The sequence below is a fragment of the Methanoregula sp. UBA64 genome (genome assembly GCF_002502735.1).
In the GTDB taxonomy this organism is placed as follows: Archaea; Halobacteriota; Methanomicrobia; order Methanomicrobiales; family Methanospirillaceae; genus Methanoregula.
In genome coordinates this window covers 830,622-853,826 of the sequence record NZ_DAQC01000001.1, presented here as the reverse complement: position 1 = coordinate 853,826, position 23,205 = coordinate 830,622, and the positions used below count along the sequence as shown (strand labels likewise).

The following is a 23,205-nucleotide window of genomic DNA, read 5'->3' as shown; positions in this document are numbered from 1 at the left end:
AGAGCATTTATTCCCTCTCTTCATGATAGCCTAAATGCGACAAATTAGTAATATTTTTTAAAATGGGGCAATATCTGGTTTGTGTGATACAAATCACACCTTAAAAAAAATTTAACCTCGATAGGGTAATTTCAGACTTTTCTTATTACGACGTGAATGTTATAGAAAATCGACTTGGTATATTAAAGAATTAAAATTCGGGTCATCCTATTGTCCCCTCACCATTAATTACCATTACACGATGGTCTTTGTTGAAATGATAACACGCTTATTTTCTTTCCCGATTATCATTTTATCTTTGAACTGAGGATCGGATTGCAGAGCAGTCATTATCTGGTGTTGCAGTAATTCTAACTGTATAACTTTCTCTCTCAACACAGTATTCTCTTGTTCCAATATTGCATGACGATCAGATATTGTACCTACCTGATCTTCCAGTTGTTTGCGCCGTTCATATCCATAATCTCGAATTGTCAACGCCGCACTGTATTTGTTGTACTGTTCACGGAGTGCACTATCCGGATATCGACGATAAGCTGTGCTCAAATAACCGGAATGCCCTGCCAACGCCTCAACAACATCATCAGGGCACCCTTGTAGTTTCATCGTCGATATAAAATATTTACGAAGGATATGTGGATGGATTGTACCTCGGCCTGTTCGCGGATCTGCACGATAGAATGCTGCCCGCTTGAGTGTTTTACTAAATGCCTGGCGAATTGTTGATGTTGCACCAGCAAATATCTCGTCTCCTCCCCTGTAAATGTGGCCAAATTGTTTGGTACACTTGGCCGCTCTTGCCATTACTCGGTCGCGTTCTTTCAAGTAAATCTGTAACGCGTCCTTTGCTTCGTCCGTAAAAAAGGTGATACGACTTTCTCTGTTTTTAGAGATCAAATCTGAGATGTAAATTGTATTTTTCTCCATGTCTATGTCATCTAGGTGCAATTTAACGAGCTCACCAATACGTATGCCTGATGAATACATGAGTAAAATGATTGCTCTGAGCGTTGGATTTGCATGCGATAAAAGGGTTCGAATAGTCTCTCCAGTAACTTCATCTTCCCTTGTTACCGCCGTTCTCTGGCGAGGCAAGTACTTTTTAAGCTCGCGTACTTCTTTTGCCGACATCTCAAAACCATAATGTTCCAACCAGACTCTGACATTCGCAATATTTTGACTAATACTATGAGGGGGACGTTTATCAGAAAACATCCAATCTTTAAACCCTCTGAGATCTTTTAAAACGTTAATTTCCCCTGAGGAAAGATAGATCTCAGCCATCTCTTCATAATGTGTGCGCTCTTCCGGAGTGGGATTACGACGTTCACGGGAGAATTTGAACTTGTAATTGAGAAATTGATAAATGCTGGATCGATATCCTGTTCGAGTTGTGCCAGTATAGTTTTGGATAAAATTATCGATCTTTTTCCCCTTAACAGAGTCCATGTTTAATCTCTTGTTTTAATTTGTCAAAAACGTTATTATTTGGATACGTTTGACCAGTCGATTGCCATGATAATGAACTCCTCTTCTTTACACCAACTAAGGTATCCATGCCTCAAATACCTTCAGATGGGGATTCATAGGCCGGGCTGTCGGGAGAATCCACAAAAGATGCGTTTGCCGGATTTTAAAAAAACACCGGGCTCACTCCGGCAAAGGAACATTCCCGTATTCCTCACGCAGCCTTCTTTTACGGATCCGTTGGCCGTGCATCGGGAGCATCGTTCATCAGGCCCAGTGCAAAGGAAATATCCTCTACCAGTTCCTGGAGCAGCTCCAGTTCCTTGTCGTTAAAAAACCCGGGCTCGTCTGCATAGATCCGCATTGCGCCCACAATCGCGGTACCGTTCCGGAGCGGGAGCGCAACGGAAGACCGGTAGCCCCGACGGATTGCCTCGTCCCGGTATTTTCCCATCCGCGGGTCGGAGAGGATGTCATTGCAGATCATGGGCCGGCCCTCGCGGATGGCAAGGCCGGTCAGTCCCATCCCCTGCGGGACGTTATCCGCGGTAATGGACAGTTTACTGAGATATCCTTCTTCGTACCCGCAGGCCGCAACGGGGTTGACCTTCTTCGTGGCGGGATCGACGATGCCAATCCATGCCATCAGGAACTTTCCCTCTTCGACTGCGATCCGGCAGGCCTCGCTGAGCAGCTCCCGCTTTGTCCGGATCTGGATCACGGCCTTGTTGGTCCGTGAGAGGACCGAATAGATCCGGTTGAGGTGCAGGATGGTATCGTTTGCACGTTTGCGCTCCACGGCCCGGCGGATCGTATGCGTCAGTTCTGCAAACTGCGCTTTTGGGGCTCCCCCTTTCTGGATATAATGGTCCGCCCCGCAGTTGAGCGCCTCGATCACCACATCCTCGCGCCCTTTCCCGGTAAAGATGATAAAAGGGAGAAGAGAGTTTTCCGCTCTGAGTGCCCTCAAAAAAGCAATCCCGTCCATCACCGGCATCTGGAAATCGGAGATCACCACGTCATAGGAACCCGACCGGATCTTTTTTAAGGCCTCGGGTGCAGAGTTTACCGTATCCACCCGGATATCCCCTGCCTGTTCAAGAAAGATCCTGCCGATTTCAAGCAGGGCCGGCTCGTCATCGACGTATAGTGCAGAGATCATAATCCGGGGAAGTACTGCTGTGACAGTATCGCCGGTCCGGTTTAAATCAGTTCCTTTTGCCCTCACGGCAGACCAGATTTTTAGGACAACCAAAATTATTTTAATTTAGGGACACCTAATTATTATTCAGATGGCACAGGAACAGGTCGAGGAATATCTCGAAGCAATCTACGATATCGCAGGCACGGATGGTGCTGCGAAGACAACTGCCATAGCAAAATGTCTCAAGGTCGCTCCCGCAAGCGTCACCGAGGCATTACAGAGCCTGGCGGAAAAAAACCTTGTACATTATGAACCCTACAAGGGGGCAAGCCTGACGGGAGAAGGAAAGAAGATCGCCGAAACGATCAAACGCCGGCACCGGCTCCTCGAAGTCTTCCTTGCCGATGTGCTCCACATAAAACGGGAAAAGGTGCACGAAGAAGCCTGCCGGATGGAGCATACGATCTCGGAGGATACGGAGAACGCCCTCTGCCGGATGCTCAATGCCCCGGCCCGGTGCCCCCACGGGAGCCCGATCTCCCCGTGCAGCAAGGGAATCGGCAGCTGCACTGAATGCGACGCGCAGACCGGCCCGGCATTTCACCTCCCCAGCGATATACGGTCGGCCGATATTATCCCGATCACCGATCTCGGCCCGCAGCAGAAAGGAACGATCGCGTTTATCCGGGGCGACTGCCGGATCGTCCAGCGGCTCTCCGATCTCGGGCTCACGCTCGGGACAACCGTCTCGGTCACCCGCAAGGCACCGTTAAACGGCCCGGTCGAGGTCTTTGTGCGCCGGACCAAACTGGCCGTCGATCATACGATAGCGGAGAATATCTTTGTCGATACCAAAAAAGGAGGGGTGCCGTGAGCGGATGCGGAGACTGTAAAGGGTGCGCTCCGAAAAAGGAGATCCCGGTTAAGGATGTCGATTACACCATCGCCCTTGCCGGCAATGCAAATGTCGGCAAGAGCGTGACGTTCAACCAGCTCACCGGGGTCGACCAGATCATCGGGAACTGGCCGGGAAAGACCGTCGAGCGGGCCGAAGGGCTCCTCCAGTACAAGGGTAAACGGATCCGGGTCATCGACCTTCCGGGGATCTACTCGTTTACCACGTACTCGATGGAAGAGGTGGTATCCCGGGAGTACATTGCGCTCGAACACCCGGATGCGGTCGTGAACGTAATCGATGCGTCGGCGCTGGAGCGCAACCTCTTTTTCACCATCCAGCTCATGGAGCTTGCGCCGCCCCTGATGATCGCGGTCAACCAGGTCGACCTTGCAGAGAAGAAGGGAATCAGCATCGATATCGAAAAGCTCTCGAAACTTCTCGGCGTGCCGGTTGTCCAGACGGTGGCAATCCGGGGCAAAGGTATCCCGACGCTGACCGATGCGATCCTCGATCTTGTCCGCGACCGGCCGGTACCGCCCACGCTCGAATATGGCAGGGAGGTCGAAGAAAGGATTAAAAAGATCACATCAATGCTTGGCGGGGTCGGGACGGCATACCCTCTCCGCTGGGTGGCAATAAAACTTCTCGAACGCGACCCGGCGATCTCACGGCTTGTACAGGAACAGTCGCCGGCCGCGGTCGAAACTGCCGACACGCTCGCCCGGGAGATCGAGACACTGCACGGCGAACCGGTCTGCGTTGTCATGAGCGCGGAGCGGTACCAGATCGCAGACCGGATCGCATCCGAAGTGATCACCATCCGTACACCCGCTGACGGGGCAGTAAAAAAGAGCCTGACCGATAAGATCGACAGCATTGCGCTCCACCCGTATTTCGGGTACCTGATGGTCGTTGCGGTGATCGGCGGCCTTTTGCTCTGGACGTTTCTGATCGGCGCACAGATATCCACCGTGATTGCGGATTTCTTCTCGCAGTTCGGGCAGTACGAGCCGGTGATCGACGGATCGCTTGGCAGTGTGCTCTTAAACGGGGCCTTTACCGGACTGGTCGCCGGCCTCACGCTCGTCATCCCGTACGTCCTGCCGTTCTACCTGATCCTTGCAATCATCGAGGACTCCGGCTACCTCACCCGGATATCGGTCATGCTCGACCGGGGCATGCACAAGCTGGGCCTGCACGGGAAGGCGATCATCCCCATCATCCTCGGCTACGGCTGCAATGTCCCGGCCTGCTACTCCTGCCGGATCATGGAGTCGCCCAAGCAGAAACTGCTCTCCGCGTTTCTCGTGACGCTCGTTCCCTGCACGGCCCGGACCGTGGTGATCCTCGGGCTCGTTGCCGCGTTTGTCAATATCTGGTGGGCGCTCGCGCTCTATGCATTCGATATCCTGTTGATCATCGTTGCCGGACGGCTGGCATTCAAGGTCATGCCCGGAGAATCGGTGGGCCTCATCATGGAGATGCCGGACTACCATATCCCATCGCTCTCGGTCGTTCTCAAGCAGACCTGGGCCCGGACAAAATCGCTCATCTGGCTGGTCTTCCCGGCCTACATCATCGGGAGCGCACTCATCCAGGCATTCTACTGGGCCGGCTGGCTTAACCCGGTCAATGCAGCGCTTGCGCCGATCACCACCCTCTGGCTCGGGCTCCCTGCCATCGTCGGGATCACGCTGATCTTCGGGATCGTCAGGAAAGAGATGACGATCCTCACCCTTGCGGTGCTCATGGGTACCACGAACTTTGCTGCGGTCCTCACCCCGGTCCAGCTCATCGTGCTCGCGCTTGTCACCATGATCTACATCCCCTGCATCTCGGTGATCCTTGCGCTGGCCTCTGAATTCGGGTGGAAAAAGTCACTGGCGATCACCGCGGTGGAGGTCGTGATAGCAGTCGTGATCGGCGGGATTGCATTCAGGGTACTGAGCCTGTTTATGGGTTAGGAAAACCCCTCTTATTTTTCCCCCGCAAGAACTATTCAGTTCCCTGGGAATGCCACTTTTTTTTTATATTTCTCATAAATTTGGGGTATGGCAATATCCAGTCAGGCTGCGGATACGCCCCCTGCTATGGATAATTTTTTGATGCTCCCCCTAGCGAGACGGGTGTAGCAGTGCCACCCGTCGAGCGCGAGGGGGCGGGGGGCGAGTCATCGCATTTGCCACAGACCTGGCAAGAGACGTTCCATTCTGTTATTTTTTATGAATCTGTGTTGGTATGCCTTGCCGGGCAGTTATTTAAAAAACTGTTTTTACGCTGCAGCCGTAGTCACCGGGACGTACGGTGCATTCCCGGTCGCCGGGTCGACAAGAATTGCGATGGTGGCCCGGGGCATCCGTTTCTCCACCTGTGTGACCTGCGTGCCGTTATGATAAACGCCGACGGTCAGGGTATCTCCCGAATCGTCCAGCTTCTCAAACGATGCCTGCACCAGCCCCGTGCTGTCCTTTATGGGGTAGAACCGGTCGCCGGTTCCCCGTACTTCGCGGAGCCCGCCCGGGTTCCCGTACTTCCCGTAAAAAGTCCCGTTATACGTGACCCGGACCCAGACGCCGGTCCCGGGAATTGCCGGAGTGTCCGGGACGGTTGTGGGGATTACAGAGACCGATGGCGTGACCGGGAGGGGTGTCGTCCCTTCGTGACTGCCTTGTGTCGTCAGGACAAATACCGCCCCGGCAAGGAAAGCAATGACAATTGCAGCGATGACGATCGCGGCAATTCCCCGGACCGAAATCACCGGGGCCTTTGGGGATGGCGGCTGCGGCTCTTTGGTGTCATCCGGCGGAGCGTGATCGGGGTTGTTCTTATCGGGCGCCGGGGCTTCCTCACGATCCGTCTGCCCCAAAAGAACCGGGAAGACCACCGTGTCCGGCAGGCCGGACCGGACTTCTGGTACGGCCGGGGGAACTGGCAGGGGCTCCGGTGTGGCCGCCACCTCTGGCTCTTTCCCCAGCAGGGCCTGTTCGTCTTCTGCCATCAGGCGCTGCTTGTCATCAAGGGGCAGGACCGGTACCGACTGCCCGTTCCCGGCAGGTTCCGGCCCGGGCTGCATCCCGCGCTCGTCATCGTCTGCGCGAATCTCTGACGAATCTTCCACGGCAGTGGCCGGTAAATCCGGCACGGGTTTATTTACGGGAACTTCTTCCCTGGATTCCGCTGCGGGTTCTTCCGGCAGTTCCTCGGGGGATCCTGTTTCCGGTTCCGACCTCTCTGTTTTAAGGGAGAGTTCTTCCCTGACCTCTTCCCCCGGTTCCCCGGGCAGGGTATCGTCCCCGGTATCTTCGTCTTTTACCGGTTCCGGGGCAACCTCTGGTTCTTCTTCGGGCTCCTCCTCCGGAACGATAAGTCTGGATTTCTCCTCGTCCCATGCAGGGTTCTGGAGAGCCGACAGGATCTCTTCTGAAGAAGTCTTCCCTTTCTGGCTTACGGTGGTATGCGGCCCGGGCATATCGGGGGCTACCCAGCGCCGGACCGAAGGAGAGATCACCTGGGGCTTTACGGGCTGCTGCTCTGCGGCTGCCGGGGCAGATTCATGGCGGTCGGAGACGATGTGCTCGATCAGTTTCCTGACCCATGTCTCGCATTCCGCGCTCCGGTCTTCGTACGGCTGCTGGGAAAAAACCAGTTCGAGCGTAGTGGAGTCCTCGATACCGACAGGATCGACAAGAACCAGCGTGATACGCGGTTCGTGTGCGGGTGTTTTCCCACCCTTCACGGAAAGGATGGTTGCAAACGGGAGCACCTGCGGATGGTCCCGGGCATGGTCGCTGTCCACGAGGGCAAGGCGGTGGCTCGTGAGGATGAGATCGTACTCCTTGTCTCCAATGAGTACCCGGTCCGTAGTCAGGACAATGGTCTCGCCGCTTTTAAGGTACGGTCCCGGCATGAAAACGCTTGCTCCTGATCACAATTCGTTGTTGATCGTGATATGCTTTTTAGCCGGGTCTTTGTACTATGCGGCACATCCGGCCATTATTGAGAAAACGATTGCAGGTGTCGTATAATGTTAGAAATAATCCAAAAAAGCACCGACAACATCGTGTCGATCCTGATGTTATGTGCGGGAAGCTATCTCCTGCACGATCCGCTTCAGCTCCGGGAACTCCTGTTCGGGATTTCCCCGCCGGCCCACATACCACTCGGCACCTGCATCGAGTGCGTCCCTGATCTCCTGATCGCATTCCTTCCCGCTGTAGAGTGCGATGGGGGTTTTACAGCCCTGACTGCGCACGGCACCGACAAACTCCGTACCGTTCATTACCGGCATCCTCCAGTCCGTGATGATAAGGTCATAGGAATGCGACCGGATCAGTTCCAGCGCTTTTCCTGCATCATTTATCGTATCTGCGCTGCACCCGGGGTCATCCTCAAATTCCAGCCGGAGAAGCCCCAGGATATCCGTATCATCATCGACAATGAGAATTCGCGTCATTTAAACGATAGTCACTAAATTGCCGGTTTTGCTATAAAAAGGATGATATTTGAAATTCTCAAAGGGGATACCATAAGTAAAAGCGCATTTGTTCAAGCCGGCGACGGGTTTTCCCGGCGGAACGATTCCGGTGGTATACCCATTTCAAACCGGATCGTTTTTCCAGTTTCCCCGGCCTCGAAGAGCGAAATCCCGGTCAGGGACAGGATCTCGCGAATGATAAAGAGCCCCCGCATCCCGGAAACATTGCAGCCGGGCCGGAAGATCTGCTCCTTGTCTTCGGCGCAGATGCCCGGGCCCCCATATTCGACCGAGATCACCATCTGCGACTTCTCCTCGTGAGCGGATATGCGGATAACCCGAGGCAGCGGTGTTGCCATGACGGCGTTTTCGATCATACGGGAGAACACCCGCTCCATCTGGCGGTCGGCATAGACAAAAAGATCCGGCAGGCTGATATCGAAAACGACCGGGCCCTGGCCGTACGGTGCGACCGCAGTGGCAACCACGTCGCGGATGTTCAACCACTCGGGGGGATCGGTACCCAGATCCTTGTAGTCCCGGGTAACGGTGATCTCGTCCCTTATAGCCAGTGCTGCCTGTTCCTGCTGCCTGAGGTACTCCAGAATTACCGGATCCTGCTCCCGCTTTAAGGTCCGTGCCAGGTACCCCAAAAGGACGGTAACCTTGTTCTGGATATCATGGCGGGTAAGGCTCGCGAGCACGTTGAGTTTTTTATTGGCAAGATGAAGGGTCTGCTCCATCCGGGCCCGATCCGATATATCCCGTGCAAAACAGCAGGCAAATCCGGTATTATGATATTCCATGTACCGGATCACTATCTCGACCGGCATACGGGTTTTATCTTTCCGTACCATGACATCTTCGTGCGTAATGGTGCCGGCGTTTGTCAGGACCTGCCAGACATCGTTCCAGGACTTCTTGGGAGCCACCGCGAATAACTCCCGTATGGCAAGGTTTGAGAATTCTTCCGCAGTATACCCGAGGCCGGTGACTGCTGCCTTGTTGGCATAGTCCACGTTCGCATTCCGGTTCACCCAGAGAACCATATCCGCCGCATTATCCATGGCGAACTGTGTCAGGAGCAGTTGCCGCTCCATCTTTTCCCGGTGGGCCATCTCATCGTACAGCTGACGGTTGATCTCGCGGAGCTCGTTTGTCCGGGTCACGATGGTCTCTTCGAGCATCTCCTGCGTTTTTTTCAGTTTTGTCCGTACCTGGATCTCATCGGTGATATCAAGACCTGTTGAGTGATAGCCGGTAAGCTGGCCCCGGTCATCGAAAATGGCCCGGTCCCACCAGCGTTGCCATCGTGCTTCACCGTTTGCCATGATGGCCCTGAACTCAATCATCCCGGCAGGGTACTGCACGGTAAGGCGGGTACGGTTCCTGATCACCCGTTCGGCATCATCGGCCGTAACAAAATGTTTGAACTGCCGTCCGATGAGATCCTCCCGTGCCCGGCCTATCGCCCGACAGTAGGGTTCGTTGACATACTGGAGGATGCCGTCCGGGGTGTACCGGACCACATATTCGAGCTGGTTGTCAAGGAGCACGAGAGAATTGTTTCCCGAAGGTTCTCCCTCCCTGTTGTTACCGGCGGGATCCCGGGATCCTTCAACAAGTACTGCGACCCCCGGTTTCCCGGTCGGGAACACAACCGGGATCATATCCAGGCTGACCGGGTATTCATGGCTGTTGGTGAGGATACGGGCATGTACGTGCTGCTCGATCCCCTTAAATGCCATCCTGAATGTCTGCCTGGCATCATCCCCCGCGGTAAACCGGAACGGCAGTTTGTCGAAAGGCTGTCCCGCGATCTCTCCGGGAGACGTACCGGTCAGGGTGGTAAACGGGGAGTTATATTCGATAACCCGGGTATCCTGATCGAGCATCACGAACGGGAGACTGCAGACTTTCCGCAATGAATCCACCGCAAGCCGGTGGGAGATATAATAGACCTTTGATGTACCCCGTTTTTTCCCATCGACCGATCCCTGAATCTGGAGAATATCCATATACTTGGCTACCGAGTTCCGGTTGATCCCGAGTAATCCGGCGATCTCGGTTATACTGAGACCTTCCGGGTGCTGTTCGAGTGTCTCCTTGATCCGGGTTATCTCGTTTTGGTACTCTTCCATGATTCCCGCTTACTCCGGTTCCTTACCATCTGTCAGCAATTCAATTATAAAAAGTTCTTATCTGCCTTGCTTATCTGCTTTGCATTTAGTTATGCTTATAAATAATATTTTGCACAGTGATGATCAGCCCCAAAAATATGCATGGCAAAATTGGGGAACACATAACAAAAATCTGGTGAAAGGACGATGACCCCACGGGAAACCGTAACAGAAAATTCTGATGCACCGTCATCGGTACATCCGGTAGAGCGCGACGGACTCAAAGAGAACCTCCTGCGCATGCGTGAACTGTCAGACCGGCTGGACCGGTATTTTGCCATGCGAACTATGGGTGAAGCATTCGGAGATGACTAGAGTATGATGATAACCGGGAAATGGGCCGGAGAGGAGACACTTCCCTGCAATGAATGTACCTGTGCGTGTCCTTCATGCACAGCGGCTGTGGGAAGAGCTCGGATTCTGTACCAGATACTTCATACTTCCGGGATCGATGCAAGCAAAGAGATCAAAGCGATGTGGTAATCATGGAAGCACAGATCGACCAGGTATTCAAAAACGAGATCAAGATCACCGACACTACCGGCAACCCGGGAGCACTGGGTCTTCTCGCATTCGGGCTGACAACGATCATCCTCAACATGCATAATGCCGGCATATTCGCCATGGGCTCCGTGGTCTTTGCGATGGGAATTTTCTACGGCGGCCTCGCCCAGATAATTGCCGGGATCATGGAATGGAAGAAGAACAACACCTTCGGGATGACGGCATTTATCTCGTACGGGTTCTTCTGGATCTCGCTGGTGTTTTTGATCCTTATGCCCCTGTGGGGCTGGGGCGCACCGTTGAGTAAGGAGGGCATGGTCTGCTTCCTTGGCATCTGGGGCCTCTTTACCCTCGGAATGTTCCTGATAACGTTCCGGTTATCAAAAGCAATGCAGGTGGTATTCGGTCTCCTGACACTGCTCTTCCTGCTCCTTATCGCAGGAAATGCGCTCGGAAACAGCACAGTTATTATGATCGCCGGACTTGTGGGGATCCTCTGCGGGCTCGCCGCAATGTACACCGGCCTTGGACAGATTATGAATGAAGTATGGAAAGAAACCGTAGTCAGACTTGGGTGAAAACAATGGTAGAATTACAGGATTTAACGGAGATGTTTGAGAAAAACCCTCTCGCACAGGCAGTGGTTGAGGTCAACCAGAGAATTGTCATGGTCAATGATGCATTCTGCAAGCTGACCGGGTTTAGCCGGGACCGCTTGCTCGCTATGAAGTTTAGCGATTTTGCGGACCAGAACCTGATAAAATACGTGAAAAATTCGGGCGGGTCGGTAACTGATGCCTTAAGTACACGGCGCAAGACCTCCGGGGAGAGTACTATGGAGACCGCCTCCGGCCTGCATGTAGTCATCAGGACAAACATTCCCCTCCTCAATGAGAAGGGTGAAGTAAAATTTGTCTATATCACCTACAACGAGATCACCGGTGTCGTGAAGATGACCGACTACATGGCAAACGAGGTCACTGAGCTCAGCAATGTCTACAGCAAGATGGCTGAGGGGGATCTCACGGTCAGGTACGAGATCACCAAACCCGACCATGACACAAAAGAGGTCTACGAGCAGATCATCAAGCTCCGCGATGCAGTCCGGGGAATTGTTATCAACCTGGAGAAGAACATCGGTGACGTCAACAAGAAGATGACCGATATGACTTCGACTGCGGACAACGCGAACAAGAGTATCGAGGATGCCTCAAAGGGTGTCAACCAGATCGCAAAGAATGCCGGCGAAGTCAGCGAGAATGCCCAGAAAGCAGCCGAAGGCGTGGACCAGATGAGCAAGGCCATGCAGGACATGAGCGCAGCTGTCGAGGAAATCACCTCAAGCATGGAGAGTGTCTCCACACAGGCAAAGAGCGCCAATGATTCTGCACGGGAAGGTGCCATCCTTGCCGACACGGTCAACAAGGATATGACCGAGATCACCACGGCAACGAATAATGTCCACGGCATTGTAAAAGAGATCGAGAAGCAGATGTCGGACATCAGCAAGATCATCGTGCTGATCCGCGATCTCGCAAACCAGACCAACCTGCTTGCCCTGAATGCGGCTATCGAAGCTGCCCGGGCCGGGGAACACGGCCGCGGGTTTGCCGTGGTTGCATCCGAGGTCAAATCCCTTGCACAGGAGTCACGTTCCAGCGCAGAGAAGATCGAGGACATGATCACGCACCTCAATGCCGCCACCAAGAAGGCGACCGATGCTATGGAAGCCTCCCACGAACTGGTCAACAAAGGCGTAGTGGCATCTGCTGAGGCCCTTGCAGCCTTTAAGAAGATCCAGTCCGCTGCCGAGACCGTGGCAAACAGCGCCTCCGAAGTCGCCGCCGCAACCGAGGAACAGGCCGCAACCACCGAGGAGATCACCGCGAGCGTTCATGAAGTTGCCCACCTTATCGAACAGACCGCAAAAGAGGCCGGCGATGCAGCTGCCGCAACCGAAGAGTCCGCAGCAGCCCTTGACGAGATCACCCGGATGATCCAGACCGTAAACGATGTCGCAGTCGAGGCAATGAACGCCAACCGCAGGTTCAAGGTGGAATAACGGGGGATACCCGCCATGTCTGCAAAGGCAAGTGAACCTGTTACCCAGGAGAAGGGTCCGGCCGCCGCTCAGGCGGATCTTGGATCCTCCATCCAGGTCGTGGAGTTTGTGCTGGGAAACGAGCATTTCGCCATCGACCTCTTCGACGTCAAGGAAGTGGTCGAGTACACGACCATCACAAAACTCCCCAACGTCGCGCCCTATGTCCGCGGCATCATCGATCTCCGCGGCGAGATCACCATGATTATCGATCTCAAGCACCGGCTCAATATCACCGATGCGAGCACCAAGTCCATCGAGGCTTCACGGATTATCGTTCTCGACGACAAACTTACTAAGTCCAAGATCGGGATCCTTGTGGACGATGTGACTTCGGTCTCCACGTTCGAGGGCAACCAGGTCGATTATACCTCCGCATCCATCAGCCACGAGGACACCTCTATTATCGGTATCATCAAGCGCAAGATCAAAGTCAAAGACAAGGAGGTAAACGAGCTCATCATCTGGATCGACATAAAAAAACTTCTTGACGATCTGGATACGACGATGACCTGATGAATGAAGAGGAACGTTTGGGAGAGGGCATACAATATTGCGGCCCTCTGCCCCCGTTCAGGGTCTGCACGATCCCTAAAAAAAAGTTCGCCTCCCGGTATGCAGAGTAAGGAGGGAGATCTTCCCCTCCGTTCGCTTTTTTACCAAGCTCCGTTTTTTTTCTGGCATAGGTCCGCCGTCTCCCCGTCTGGTTTCCGGGAACTGGTCTTCCCGTTTACTCTTGGGACTGGTGTAACCGGAAAACCGGTTTGTCGTTATACCGGGGCAGATTTGGTGCCCGAGTCAGATTCGGTTGGATTTATATATATCCCTATGAGAATCGTACAGGTAGGATGCGGAACAACTACTATAGTGGAGTGATGTGGACATGGTTGAACTAAAAGACTACGAACTGATGTTTGAATACAACCCGCTTGCGCAGGTTCTCATCGATAAGGACTTAAGGTTTGTCAAGATCAATCCGGCTTTTGCCAAACTGTTCGGGTATACGGTCGATCGCTTGATGCCGCTTAAGATCACGGATCTCAAGTCCCAGGGTCTTGTTAAATACCTCAAAGAGTCCGGCAAATCCTATACCGATGCAATCGCCTCGAAAAAGAAGGCATTCGGAGGGATAGTCACCGACGGCCCGACCGGTATGCACGTGCTTGAGCGGGCAAATATCCCCATAATAAACGAAAAAGGCGAGGTTGCCTATATCTACATCGTCTTCCACGATGTCACCAAACTCACCAAACAGCAGGATTTCATGGAAAAAGAGATCGTCGCGTTAAGCCAGGTTTATACCAAGATGGCAGAGGGCGATCTTACCGTCAGGTACGAGATCACGAAAGCCGACGATGACACAAAAAAGGTGCACGAACAGATCACCAAACTCCGCGACGCTGTCCGCGGGATCGTTGTCAGCCTCGAAAAGAACATCGGCGACATCAACCAGAAGATGGAGAACCTGACCTCGACTGCGGACAATGCGAACAAGAGCATTGAGGACGCATCAAAGGGTGTCAACCAGATTGCAAAGAATGCCGGCGGTGTCAGCGAGAACGCACAGAAAGCTGCCGGTGGCGTCGACCAGATCGCCAAGGCCATGCAGGACATGAGCGCCGCAGTCGAGGAAATTACCTCGAGCATGGAGAGTGTCACCAACCAGGCAAAGAGCGCCAATGATTCGGCAAAAGACGGTGCCGTTCTTGCAGATACCATCAATAAGGACATGTCCGAGATTTCCGAGTCCTCGGAAAACGTGCACGGGATTGTCATGGAGATCGGCAAACAGATGGCCGACATCAGCAAGATCATCGGTCTCATCCGTGATCTCGCAAACCAGACCAACCTGCTGGCACTCAATGCGGCTATTGAAGCTGCCCGGGCCGGGGAACACGGGCGTGGGTTTGCCGTGGTTGCATCCGAGGTCAAGTCCCTTGCGCAGGAGTCCCGTTCGAGCGCCGAGAAGATCGAAGAGATGATCACGCACCTCAATGCCGCGACAAAGAAAGCAACGGAGGCAATGGAAGTCTCCAAAGAGCTGGTCAGTAAGGGTACCCTTGCATCCGCCGATGCAGTCGGCGCGTTCAAGAAGATCCAGGTTGCCGTAGAGACCGTTGCAAACAGCGCTTCGGAAGTTGCTGCCGCAACCGAAGAACAGGCTGCAACCACCGAGGAGATCACGGCCAGTGTCCACGAGGTAGCACAGCTCATCGAACAGACTGCAAAAGAGGCCGGCGATGCAGCAGCCGCAACCGAAGAGTCAGCAGCCGCCCTTGACGAGATCACCAGGATGGTCCAGGTGGTTAACGATGTCGCGGTCGAGGCAATGAACGCCAACCGCAGGTTCAAGGTAGACTAACCGGGTGGCGCCCATGTCTGTAAAGGCACGCGAACCCGAGGCTGCCATGCAGGACTCGTCCCCCCGGCGGATGGATCAGGGTTCCACCATCCAGGTCGTGGAGTTCGTACTGGGAAACGAGCACTTTGCCATCGACCTTTTCGATGTCAAGGAAGTCGTCGAGTACACGAACATCACCAAGCTCCCCAATGTTGCGGACTATGTCCGGGGGATCATCGACCTCCGCGGGGAGATCACGATGATCGTGGATCTCAAGCACCGGCTCAATATCACCGATGCGAGCACCAAGTCGCTCGAAGCCTCACGGATCATTGTCCTCGACAATACGGTCACCCGGTCCAAGATCGGGATCCTTGTTGACGATGTGACCTCGGTCTCCACATTCGAGGGAAACCAGGTCGATCACACCTCCGCATCCATCAGCCACGAGGATACAGCCATCATCGGCATTATCAAGCGCAAGGCGAAGGTAAAGGATAAGGAAATAAACGAGCTCATCATCTGGATCGACATAAAAAAGCTGCTGGGCGATCTGGATTCGGGGCTCTGAATCTGCAATCTTTTTTTACCGGCAAACCGGGAGTGCCTGGCGGGCTTTTTCCTGCCATGAATTTTTATCCCCCGCGGGGATTTCCTTATTATAGGATGGGAAGATACCCGGTACTATCAAACAGGGGCATTACAGGTGAAAGCAGTACTTATTCTCTCGGGCGGACTCGACAGCACGACCCTCCTTTGCGATCTGCTGGACCAGGGCTACGAAGTCTCGGCCCTGACCTTCGATTATCACCAGAAGCACAAAAAGGAGATCCGGTGCGCGAAAGCCACCTGCGAAAAACTCAAAATCCCCCAGAAGATTGCCGACATATCGGTGCTGGGCGATCTTGCCCCGTCGAGCCTCACCCGGACAGAATTGGATGTGCCCGAGGGCCATTATGCCGAGGAGTCGATGAAACAGACGGTAGTCCCGAACCGCAACATGGTTTTTTTAAGCCTTGCCGCCTCGTATGCAATCGGTATCGGGGCGCAGGAACTGTATTACGCAGCCCACTCGGGGGACCATGCCATCTACCCGGACTGTCGGCCGGTCTTTGTGAGCGCTATGGAAACCGCCCTTCATCTCTGCGACTGGAAAGACCTCACGCTCCGTGTGCCGTACGTGAACCTGACCAAGGGGGATATTGTCAAAAAGGGTCTTGCCCTTGGCGTGGATTATTCCCTTACCTGGTCGTGCTACAAGGGAGGAGAGCGCCCCTGCGGGAAGTGCGGCGCCTGCACTGAAAGGCACGAGGCATTTGAGGAAGCGGGGGCAAGGGATCCGCTGGATAATTAATAATAGGCATCCGCTTTTTTCCTGTCGCAGGCCCGGTAAAATTTGCCTGATGGGCCCGCTTTTTTGGTTGTCGCCCCCGCTCGCCAGAGGCATCCTCGCAATTGCGATGGTGCTGACCTGTACGCAGAGCTAAAAAATCCGATGATTTTCATTTACCTTATTTATGTACAGGTAATGCCCCCACTATCGCAATTGCGCCTCGTCCCCATCGGGGGTCTGGTAGCCCAAGGGGGGGATGCATTTTCCAAATCGATGTTTCTCTCCTGAAACAAAAAAAACGGAATATGTAAAACCGGGAAAACCCGGCCCTCTTTTTTTCCCTTGTTACAGATACGCCTCTACCTGGTAATCCTGCGAACACTCGCCATCGAGATTCGTCTCAAAAGGCCGGGTCTTGCCGGGTGCGAGCGTACCGATATAGATCTGTCGGGAATCCCGGATTGCAGAGGTCCTGATATTTACCAGGTTCATCTTGAGCAGGACATTATCTGCCGAGATATTCCCGGCATTGTACACATAGCCGGTTGTATGTGCATAACAGCCAAGGCCGGGCGACCACGAATCTGCATGCTCGAAATGGGCATGGAGCGTGCCCGACGATGTATCGTTTGCCACCGTCTCGCTTAAGCAGCCGGCGCCGAGCACAAATGCCGCAAGAACGAGGAAGGTACATCCGCCAATGAGGAGTCTCGAAATTCCCGGATACATGATAAATGTACCTTGCCGCGGTACCCGATAAAAAGAGGGGATTATTTGAGGATGAGGATCGATTCGGGTGCCCGGACCACGAGGGCAAGACTCTCGTAGATCTGGAACTCGAGCAGGTCGCCGACCGGCCCGTTATAGCCTACGGCCAGGTCCTGTCCGATAGCAACCGAGGCATACTGGCTGCCCGAAGCAATGAGCACGCCGCCTTTCTTGAGTGCCGGCGCCTTGATGACACCATCACCCACAATAGAGGTAATGTGTTCGAGTTCGGTGCCGTCACCCTGCGGGTAGCGTCGGAGGAGCAGGTTGTACTGCGCCGGTGCGAGCGCGAGGCTGTAAGGGCCGTGGAACCCGGCTGCGTCGAGTTTGGTGACCGCATCGATGATCTGGTCTGCTGCCGCGCCGACCTTGTCCCACTTGGACAGAGTCATTGAGCCTGCACCCTCGGCATTGAGGAGGCCCGGGGTCCCGGCAAGGCCGGCAAAGATGATCTTGTCCTCCTTTGCCGCTGCGTCCATTGCCGCACAGGCAACCGGGGCTGTGTCGAGGATCAGGTGGTCACGCTCAAAGGATGCGAGGTCGCGTTTTGCAAGCGAGAAATCGGTCCGGATCAGGGAGAGCGGGAGCGAGACGCTCGCGCTAATCCCGTCTTCGAGTGCATAGTCCCCGAGAGGGATAGCCTTAAGCCCGAAGCCATATGGTCCTTCCACTGCAAGCAGCCGGCGCCCGGCCAGCTGGCTCTTTGCTGCCTGAACTGCCACATCGTCGATCAGTTTCCAGGTCTCTGCACCGATGGGTGCATCTTCGCGTCCGAGATATGCGTTTGCCATGATTAAGCCTCCTTTAAGGGTTTGAGCGCTCCAATGGTCGATTCCTCTTTTGCCGCCGGTACACCTGCGCCGGCTGCCCCAACCTTACCTGCCATGGTATCTACTTCGAGCGTTCCTTTCTTGTAGAATTCATCCTCGTCGCCGGTCAGGATGGAAAGGAGCCGTAAGAGTTCCCCGACATGCACGCGCTCTTCATCGGCGATATCGGTAAGGACCGCCTTTGCGAGTTCGTTATCGGTAGCATCAGCATGCGCCATATAGCCGTGGATCGCTTCAAGCTCCCCGGCAACGTCGAGCCGGACAGCCCGGATGAGTTCCTCTTTGGTCAGTTTCCGGTCCGGGACCTTGCCGCTGAACGGATTTAAAAAGTCTGGCATTACTATCACCTGATTGTACTTGAGAGTTGTATCCCGCCCTGTTTAAATACTTTTGACTAAATGGCAGAAATGTGACAATAGTCAGGAAATGACCTTCTTTTTTCGTAACAGCCGGTTGTAGGTGATGGCGAACCGGTGCGCCTCGTCCCGGATCTCCTCGATGTAGCGGAGGGCGATACTCTTCCGGTCGAGCCGTAACGGGAGGGAGTCCCCGGGCACGTAGAGTTCCTCTTCGCGCTTGGCAATCGAGATCACCGGCAGGTTGTCGATCCCGAGCGCAGAAAGCGCCCCTCGGGCGGCGGAGAGCTGGCCCTTTCCCCCGTCGATGATCACGAGATCAGGGAGCGGTGCGTGCTCTTCGGTAAGCCGCCGGTACCGCCGTGTCACGACTTCCGCGATGGAAGCGAAATCGTCGATCCCCTCCACGGTCTTGATCTTAAAGCGCCGGTAGCCGGACTTGTCGGGTTTCCCGTCACGGAACTGTACCATCGAGCCCACCATTGCCGTCCCGGAGAGGTGGGAGATATCGAAACACTCGATCACTCCGGGAGGCTTCTCCATGGTGAGCGCAGCGCCGAGCTCCACGCCTTTTAAGGTGTCGCGGAAGAACGCGATCTCAAGGTTTTTCTTGGCAAGATCAAGGAGCTGCCTCTTCTCGCCCCGCTGCGGGACAACGATCCCGACCTGCCGGCCCTTCTTTGTCGAGAGGAACTCCGCGAGTGCCGGGTCGGTCTCCTGCTCCACAATGATCTCATTGGGGGGATCATGGTCCGAGTAATACTGGACAACAAACTCCTCGAAGAAGTCCTCGCCCGCATCGAACGTGAACTCCTGCTTGTTTGCAAGTGTGCCCTTCTCTACGTTAAAGAGCGTCAGGTACACGGTCTCCCCCGAGACCTGGAATGCGATCACGTCCTGGTCGTACTCCCGACGGCGTTCCACGTGCTGCCGGTCTGCAAGATGTTCGATGGCAGAAATTTCGTTTCTGAGGACAAGTGCCCGCTCGTAGTCCTCGGCCACCGACCGGGCCGCCATCGCGGTACGGAGCTCTGCGACCAGTTCCTTTGCCTTTCCTTTTAAGAGCAGGGCTGCTTTTTTGACGTTCTCTCCGTACTCTTCGGGGCTCATGGTCCCTGTGCAGGGTGCACTGCAGGACTGCATGTGCCGGCGCAGGCAGGGGCGCTTGGGGAGTTTTTTGCAGGTTCTTAAGTGGAAGATCTTCTTTGCCACCTTCATGACATAGTCCCGTTCCGAGGCGGAGACAAAGGGCCCGAAGTACGTGCCGTCGCCGGTCGCTTTCCGGGCAACAACAAGGCGCGGGAACTTCTCGTTCGTGAGCTCGATCCAGGCATAGCGTTTCGCATCCTTGAGATCGATGTTGTACTTCGGCTGGTGCTTTTTTATCAGGGTGTTTTCGAGAAGAAATGCCTCGGTCTCGGAACCGGTGACCACGAAGTCGACCGAGGCGATATGGGCAACGAGGCTCTTTGTCTTGGGGTCGTGGTCTTTTTTTGTGAAATAGCTCGATACCCGTTTTTTGAGGTTTTTTGCCTTACCCACGTAGATGATCCGGCCCTCTGCATCGGAATAGAGGTAGCAGCCGGGGTTTTCGGGAAGGCCTGCGGTATCGATCATATCCGGGAAAAGTATCCGGGGTCGGGCGCCTTAAACGCTCGGGATCGGGTAACTGCGCTGGAGGACTGCCACACAGCCTGCTGAGCTCCTGCCGGCAGGAGTGCGCCGGGCCGGGGTCTTCTTCTTTGGCCCGGATGTGGTTGCGGTGCAGACATCGCAGGTCCCACAGGCCGGGCCGGTCGGTTTCTCACCGAAATACGTGAGGAGGAAGTGCTTCCGGCAGGTGGTTATCTCGCAGTACCGGACTATCTCGCGGAGGTTCCGGTGCGCGATCCGGGTGGCCTTCTCTCCCGCATTATCGTGGTCGAGCATCCAGTTCATACGGACAATGTCCCTGCGGCCAAAGAGGAGCACGCACTCGGCGGGCTTCCCGTCCCGGCCGGCCCGGCCGGTCTCCTGGTAGTAGGACTCTACCGATTTGGGGAGATCGTAGTGGACAACGAACCGGACATCGGGCTTGTCGATCCCCATGCCGAACGCAACGGTGGCGCAGACCACTTTCGCGGAGTTATTGAGAAACGCTTCCTGCACGTTCTCCCGGACCGGGCGGGAGAGGCCGGCATGGTAGGCAACGGCGGCAAAGCCCCGCTGCCGGAGGTCCGCAGCGCACTCTTCCGTCTCCTTCTTCGAGAGGCAGTACACAATGCCGGACTCGTTTTTATGCCGGCAGCAGATGGCAGCGAGCTGGACTTCCGGGTTTTTTTTCCTGATGACCTTATAGATGAGGTTCTTCCTCTCGAAACTTCCCACGAACTCGCGGGGCTGCACGAGGCCGAGCTGGCGGGCGATATCGTTACGCACCTCGGGGACTGCGGTTGCCGTGAGCGCGATGACCGGGGCATTTGGGAAACCCGCCCGGAGCCGGGCAAGCTCGCGGTACTCGGGCCGGAAATCGTGGCCCCACTCCGAGATGCAGTGCGCCTCGTCGATGGCAAGGAGCCGGACTGGGAATCCTTTGAGGAATGCCAGAAATCCCGGCTGCATACACTTCTCCGGTGAGACAAAGAGGATCCGGAGCCTGCCTTCCCGCATTGCCGCCTCGATCCGGCTCCGCCCGGCACTGTCGAGCTGGCCGGTCCATGCGGCCGCCATAATACCCCGCGCATTGAGTGCATCGGCCTGGTCTTTCATGAGCGCCAGAAGCGGGGAGACGACAAGGGTGATTCCGCCGAGATACACCGCAGGCAGCTGGTAGCAGAGCGATTTCCCGCTGCCGGTAGTCAGGATCGCGAGCGTGTCGCGGCCGCCCACAACCGATCGGATGATCGCCTCCTGATGCGGCCGAAAGCCCGGGTATCCCCAGTATTTTTTTAAGAGAGTAAGGAGATGTTCGCGGGAGTCGGGTGCGGTGCGGGGTGTGTCTGCCTGAGGGGTCATGGGTAAAGAGTCCTTATCCGGGCCGGCATTTCCTGTCGGCCCGGCGTCGTCGTATGTATCAGGCGTGGGAGATGACCGTATAAGAACACCCGGGCGTGCAGGGTGAAAATAAAAAAAAGTGCCGGCAGGCAGTATGGGGCTCTTTTTTTGCCGGCACGCTTTTGTGGGAAAAAGGTGAGAGGGTATCTTTTTGGTTTAGATGATGATCGCTGCGGACTTCTGGTCCTTCTCGTCATTGAAGTCCGTGATCAGGACCTCGGTCGAGAGGATCATACCGGCGATCGAGCCTGCGTTCTGGAGTCCGATCCGCACAACCTTTGCCGGGTCAATGACCCCGTTCTCCATGAGGTCCTCGTAGACTGCGGTCTTCGCATTGTACCCGTAGGTTGCATTCTTGTGTTCCTTAATCCGTGCGATTACTTCCGCGCCTTCAATCCCGGAGTTCTTTGCGATCTGCCGGATCGGCTCTTCGAGCGCACGGCGGACAATCGAGACCCCGACCTTGCGGTCGTCATCGAATTTGAGGGAGTCAAGCGATGCGATGGCCTTAAAGAGTGTGATCCCGCCGCCGACCACCACGCCTTCCTCGACTGCGGCCTTTGTCGCATTGAGGGCGTCGTCGATCCGCATCTTCTTCTCCTTGAGCTCCGTCTCGGTTGCCGCGCCGACCTTGATCACCGCAACACCGCCGCCAAGGTTACCGAGCCTCTTTTTGAGCTCCTCCTTCTTGTACTCGGCATCTGTGATCTTGATCTGGGACTGGATCAGCGTCATCCGGTCCTCGACGGCCTTTTTATCGCCCTTTCCTCCGACAATGAGCGTCTTTTCGCTGTCAACCCGGATCACGTGGGCCTGCCCGAGTTCTTTCTTGGTGACATTATCGAGCTTCATACCCTTCTCTTCCGAGATAACGGTCGCTCCGGTCAGGATTGCGATATCTTCGAGCACTGCCTTCCTGTCGTCGCCAAAGCCCGGTGCTTTTACCGCACAGACCTTGAGCGCCCCGCGGATGATGTTTAAGAAGAGCGCTGCCTGCGCCTCGCCGTCCACGTCTTCTGCAATGATCAGGAGCGGCCTGCCCTCCGATGCCACCATCTCGAGCACCGGCACCATCTGTTTGATGGACGAGATCTTCTTGTCAGTAATCAGGATCGAACAGTCCTCGTACTCGCAGACCATCTTCTCGTTGTCGGTGACCATGTAGGGCGAGATGAACCCGCGGTCGAACTGCATCCCCTTGACCACGTCAAGGCTCGTCTCAAGGCTCTTTGCGTCCTCGACGCTGATGAGGCCATTGTACCCGACCTTTTCCATTGCCTCGGAGATAAGTTTCCCGATCTCCTCGTCGTTGTTGGCCGATATCGTTGCTACCTGCACGATCTTTGCCTTGTCTTTTACCGGCACGCTCGTCTTTTTGATGTAGCCGACCGCTTCGCCGACCGCCGCATCGATGCCCTTTTTCACTTCGATCGGGTTTGCGCCCGAGGTAATATTCTTGAGACCTTCAACAATCATAGCCTGCGCAAGGAGCGTTGCCGTGGTCGTGCCGTCACCGGTCTTGTCCTGGGTCTTCTGGGCAACTTCTTTTACGAGCTTTGCGCCCATGTTCTCGAACTTGTCGTGGAGCGAGATCTCCTTTGCAATGGTCACGCCGTCATTGGTGACAAGCGGGCTCGTTGCCTTGTCGATCACGACATAGCGCCCTTTGGGGCCAAGTGTGATCTTCACTGTGTCCGCTACCTTGTTGACACCGGCAAGGAGCGACTTCCTCGCCTCCTCGTTAAACATCAGCTGTTTGGATCCTGCCATATCTTC

19 protein-coding genes are annotated in these 23,205 nt (G+C 55.0%); 8 read left to right on the top strand and 11 right to left on the bottom strand.

Annotated features, from left to right (window positions below; genetic code table 11):
* Positions 1 to 234 precede the first annotated feature (234 nt).
* Positions 235 to 1,449: a tyrosine-type recombinase/integrase gene (locus tag BP758_RS04100; protein ID WP_292368968.1), complete on the bottom strand. Its 1,215-nt coding sequence runs from the start codon at positions 1,447 to 1,449 to the stop codon at positions 235 to 237.
* A gap of 247 nt (positions 1,450 to 1,696) precedes the next feature.
* A complete protein-coding gene (locus BP758_RS04095; protein WP_292368965.1) occupies positions 1,697 to 2,629 on the bottom strand; it encodes a response regulator in 933 nt (310 codons plus the stop codon).
* A gap of 130 nt (positions 2,630 to 2,759) precedes the next feature.
* Here BP758_RS04095 and BP758_RS04090 point away from each other — a divergent pair, with 130 nt between their 5' ends.
* Entirely contained in the window at positions 2,760 to 3,485 is a 726-nt protein-coding gene (locus BP758_RS04090; RefSeq protein WP_292368963.1) for a DtxR family transcriptional regulator, read from the top strand.
* Positions 3,482 to 5,473: a ferrous iron transport protein B gene (gene feoB, locus BP758_RS04085; RefSeq protein WP_292368961.1), complete on the top strand. Its 1,992-nt coding sequence runs from the start codon at positions 3,482 to 3,484 to the stop codon at positions 5,471 to 5,473. Before BP758_RS04090 ends, feoB begins: the two co-directional genes overlap by 4 nt.
* Positions 5,474 to 5,781: 308 nt before the next feature.
* On the opposite strand, the gene BP758_RS04080 is transcribed toward feoB, so the two are convergent.
* The 3 genes from BP758_RS04080 to BP758_RS04070 all read right to left on the bottom strand — a co-directional run bounded on the left by BP758_RS04080 (position 5,782) and on the right by BP758_RS04070 (position 10,124).
* The gene (locus BP758_RS04080; protein ID WP_292368959.1) at positions 5,782 to 7,416 is read right to left on the bottom strand and encodes a hypothetical protein; all 1,635 of its coding nucleotides are present in this window, start codon (positions 7,414 to 7,416) and stop codon (positions 5,782 to 5,784) included.
* A 168-nt stretch (positions 7,417 to 7,584) separates the two neighbouring features.
* On the bottom strand, positions 7,585 to 7,962 hold the full coding sequence (locus BP758_RS04075; RefSeq protein WP_292368957.1) for a response regulator: 378 nt from the start codon (positions 7,960 to 7,962) through the stop codon (positions 7,585 to 7,587).
* Positions 7,963 to 8,054: 92 nt separating this feature from the next.
* Positions 8,055 to 10,124, bottom strand: coding sequence for a PAS domain-containing protein (locus tag BP758_RS04070; RefSeq protein WP_292368955.1), 2,070 nt, complete (start codon positions 10,122 to 10,124; stop codon positions 8,055 to 8,057).
* Positions 10,125 to 10,648: 524 nt separating this feature from the next.
* Between BP758_RS04070 and BP758_RS04065 the strand changes: the two genes are divergently transcribed.
* The 6 genes from BP758_RS04065 (at position 10,649) to queC (ending at position 16,463) form a co-directional block, all read left to right on the top strand.
* The gene (locus tag BP758_RS04065) at positions 10,649 to 11,245 is read left to right on the top strand and encodes an acetate uptake transporter (RefSeq protein WP_292368953.1); all 597 of its coding nucleotides are present in this window, start codon (positions 10,649 to 10,651) and stop codon (positions 11,243 to 11,245) included.
* Between the two features lie 32 nt (positions 11,246 to 11,277).
* Complete coding sequence (locus BP758_RS04060) at positions 11,278 to 12,729, top strand: methyl-accepting chemotaxis protein (RefSeq protein WP_292368950.1); 1,452 nt, start codon at positions 11,278 to 11,280, stop codon at positions 12,727 to 12,729.
* Between the two features lie 15 nt (positions 12,730 to 12,744).
* Positions 12,745 to 13,284, top strand: a complete 540-nt coding sequence (locus tag BP758_RS04055; RefSeq protein WP_292368948.1) for a chemotaxis protein CheW — start codon at positions 12,745 to 12,747, stop codon at positions 13,282 to 13,284.
* A 367-nt stretch (positions 13,285 to 13,651) separates the two neighbouring features.
* Positions 13,652 to 15,130, top strand: a complete 1,479-nt coding sequence (locus tag BP758_RS04050; RefSeq protein WP_292368946.1) for a methyl-accepting chemotaxis protein — start codon at positions 13,652 to 13,654, stop codon at positions 15,128 to 15,130.
* Between the two features lie 13 nt (positions 15,131 to 15,143).
* Positions 15,144 to 15,680 carry a chemotaxis protein CheW gene (locus tag BP758_RS04045; protein WP_292368944.1) on the top strand — a complete coding sequence of 179 codons (537 nt, stop codon included), beginning with the start codon at positions 15,144 to 15,146 and terminating at the stop codon, positions 15,678 to 15,680.
* 135 nt (positions 15,681 to 15,815) lie between these two features.
* A complete protein-coding gene (gene queC / locus BP758_RS04040) occupies positions 15,816 to 16,463 on the top strand; it encodes a 7-cyano-7-deazaguanine synthase QueC (protein WP_292368943.1) in 648 nt (215 codons plus the stop codon).
* Positions 16,464 to 16,787: 324 nt separating this feature from the next.
* On the opposite strand, the gene BP758_RS04035 is transcribed toward queC, so the two are convergent.
* The 6 genes from BP758_RS04035 to groL all read right to left on the bottom strand — a co-directional run bounded on the left by BP758_RS04035 (position 16,788) and on the right by groL (position 23,199).
* Positions 16,788 to 17,171 carry a hypothetical protein gene (locus BP758_RS04035; RefSeq protein ID WP_292368941.1) on the bottom strand — a complete coding sequence of 128 codons (384 nt, stop codon included), beginning with the start codon at positions 17,169 to 17,171 and terminating at the stop codon, positions 16,788 to 16,790.
* A 41-nt stretch (positions 17,172 to 17,212) separates the two neighbouring features.
* Positions 17,213 to 18,001: a family 1 encapsulin nanocompartment shell protein gene (locus tag BP758_RS04030; RefSeq protein ID WP_292368939.1), complete on the bottom strand. Its 789-nt coding sequence runs from the start codon at positions 17,999 to 18,001 to the stop codon at positions 17,213 to 17,215.
* 2 nt (positions 18,002 to 18,003) lie between these two features.
* Positions 18,004 to 18,378 (bottom strand): ferritin family protein, encoded by a 375-nt coding sequence (locus BP758_RS04025; protein ID WP_292368938.1) that lies wholly within the window; start codon positions 18,376 to 18,378, stop codon positions 18,004 to 18,006.
* 81 nt (positions 18,379 to 18,459) lie between these two features.
* Entirely contained in the window at positions 18,460 to 20,013 is a 1,554-nt protein-coding gene (gene uvrC / locus BP758_RS04020) for an excinuclease ABC subunit UvrC (protein ID WP_292368936.1), read from the bottom strand.
* A 30-nt stretch (positions 20,014 to 20,043) separates the two neighbouring features.
* Entirely contained in the window at positions 20,044 to 21,390 is a 1,347-nt protein-coding gene (locus tag BP758_RS04015) for a RecQ family ATP-dependent DNA helicase (RefSeq protein ID WP_292368934.1), read from the bottom strand.
* Between the two features lie 195 nt (positions 21,391 to 21,585).
* Entirely contained in the window at positions 21,586 to 23,199 is a 1,614-nt protein-coding gene (gene groL, locus BP758_RS04010) for a chaperonin GroEL (RefSeq protein WP_292368932.1), read from the bottom strand.
* Positions 23,200 to 23,205: the final 6 nt, after the last annotated feature.

Excerpts from the sequence above, each read along its gene's own strand:
- BP758_RS04100 (WP_292368968.1), bottom strand. The coding sequence starts at position 1,449 with ATGGACTCTGTTAAGGGGAAAAAGATCGATAATTTTATCCAAAACTAT.
- BP758_RS04095 (WP_292368965.1), bottom strand. The coding sequence starts at position 2,629 with ATGATCTCTGCACTATACGTCGATGACGAGCCGGCCCTGCTTGAAATC.
- BP758_RS04090 (WP_292368963.1), top strand. The coding sequence starts at position 2,760 with ATGGCACAGGAACAGGTCGAGGAATATCTCGAAGCAATCTACGATATC.
- BP758_RS04080 (WP_292368959.1), bottom strand. The coding sequence starts at position 7,416 with ATGCCGGGACCGTACCTTAAAAGCGGCGAGACCATTGTCCTGACTACG.
- BP758_RS04075 (WP_292368957.1), bottom strand. The coding sequence starts at position 7,962 with ATGACGCGAATTCTCATTGTCGATGATGATACGGATATCCTGGGGCTT.
- BP758_RS04070 (WP_292368955.1), bottom strand. The coding sequence starts at position 10,124 with ATGGAAGAGTACCAAAACGAGATAACCCGGATCAAGGAGACACTCGAA.
- BP758_RS04065 (WP_292368953.1), top strand. The coding sequence starts at position 10,649 with ATGGAAGCACAGATCGACCAGGTATTCAAAAACGAGATCAAGATCACC.
- BP758_RS04060 (WP_292368950.1), top strand. The coding sequence starts at position 11,278 with ATGTTTGAGAAAAACCCTCTCGCACAGGCAGTGGTTGAGGTCAACCAG.
- BP758_RS04055 (WP_292368948.1), top strand. The coding sequence starts at position 12,745 with ATGTCTGCAAAGGCAAGTGAACCTGTTACCCAGGAGAAGGGTCCGGCC.
- BP758_RS04050 (WP_292368946.1), top strand. The coding sequence starts at position 13,652 with ATGGTTGAACTAAAAGACTACGAACTGATGTTTGAATACAACCCGCTT.
- BP758_RS04045 (WP_292368944.1), top strand. The coding sequence starts at position 15,144 with ATGTCTGTAAAGGCACGCGAACCCGAGGCTGCCATGCAGGACTCGTCC.
- BP758_RS04035 (WP_292368941.1), bottom strand. The coding sequence starts at position 17,171 with ATGTATCCGGGAATTTCGAGACTCCTCATTGGCGGATGTACCTTCCTC.
- BP758_RS04030 (WP_292368939.1), bottom strand. The coding sequence starts at position 18,001 with ATGGCAAACGCATATCTCGGACGCGAAGATGCACCCATCGGTGCAGAG.
- BP758_RS04025 (WP_292368938.1), bottom strand. The coding sequence starts at position 18,378 with ATGCCAGACTTTTTAAATCCGTTCAGCGGCAAGGTCCCGGACCGGAAA.
- uvrC (WP_292368936.1), bottom strand. The coding sequence starts at position 20,013 with ATGATCGATACCGCAGGCCTTCCCGAAAACCCCGGCTGCTACCTCTAT.
- BP758_RS04015 (WP_292368934.1), bottom strand. The coding sequence starts at position 21,390 with ATGACCCCTCAGGCAGACACACCCCGCACCGCACCCGACTCCCGCGAA.
- groL (WP_292368932.1), bottom strand. The coding sequence starts at position 23,199 with ATGGCAGGATCCAAACAGCTGATGTTTAACGAGGAGGCGAGGAAGTCG.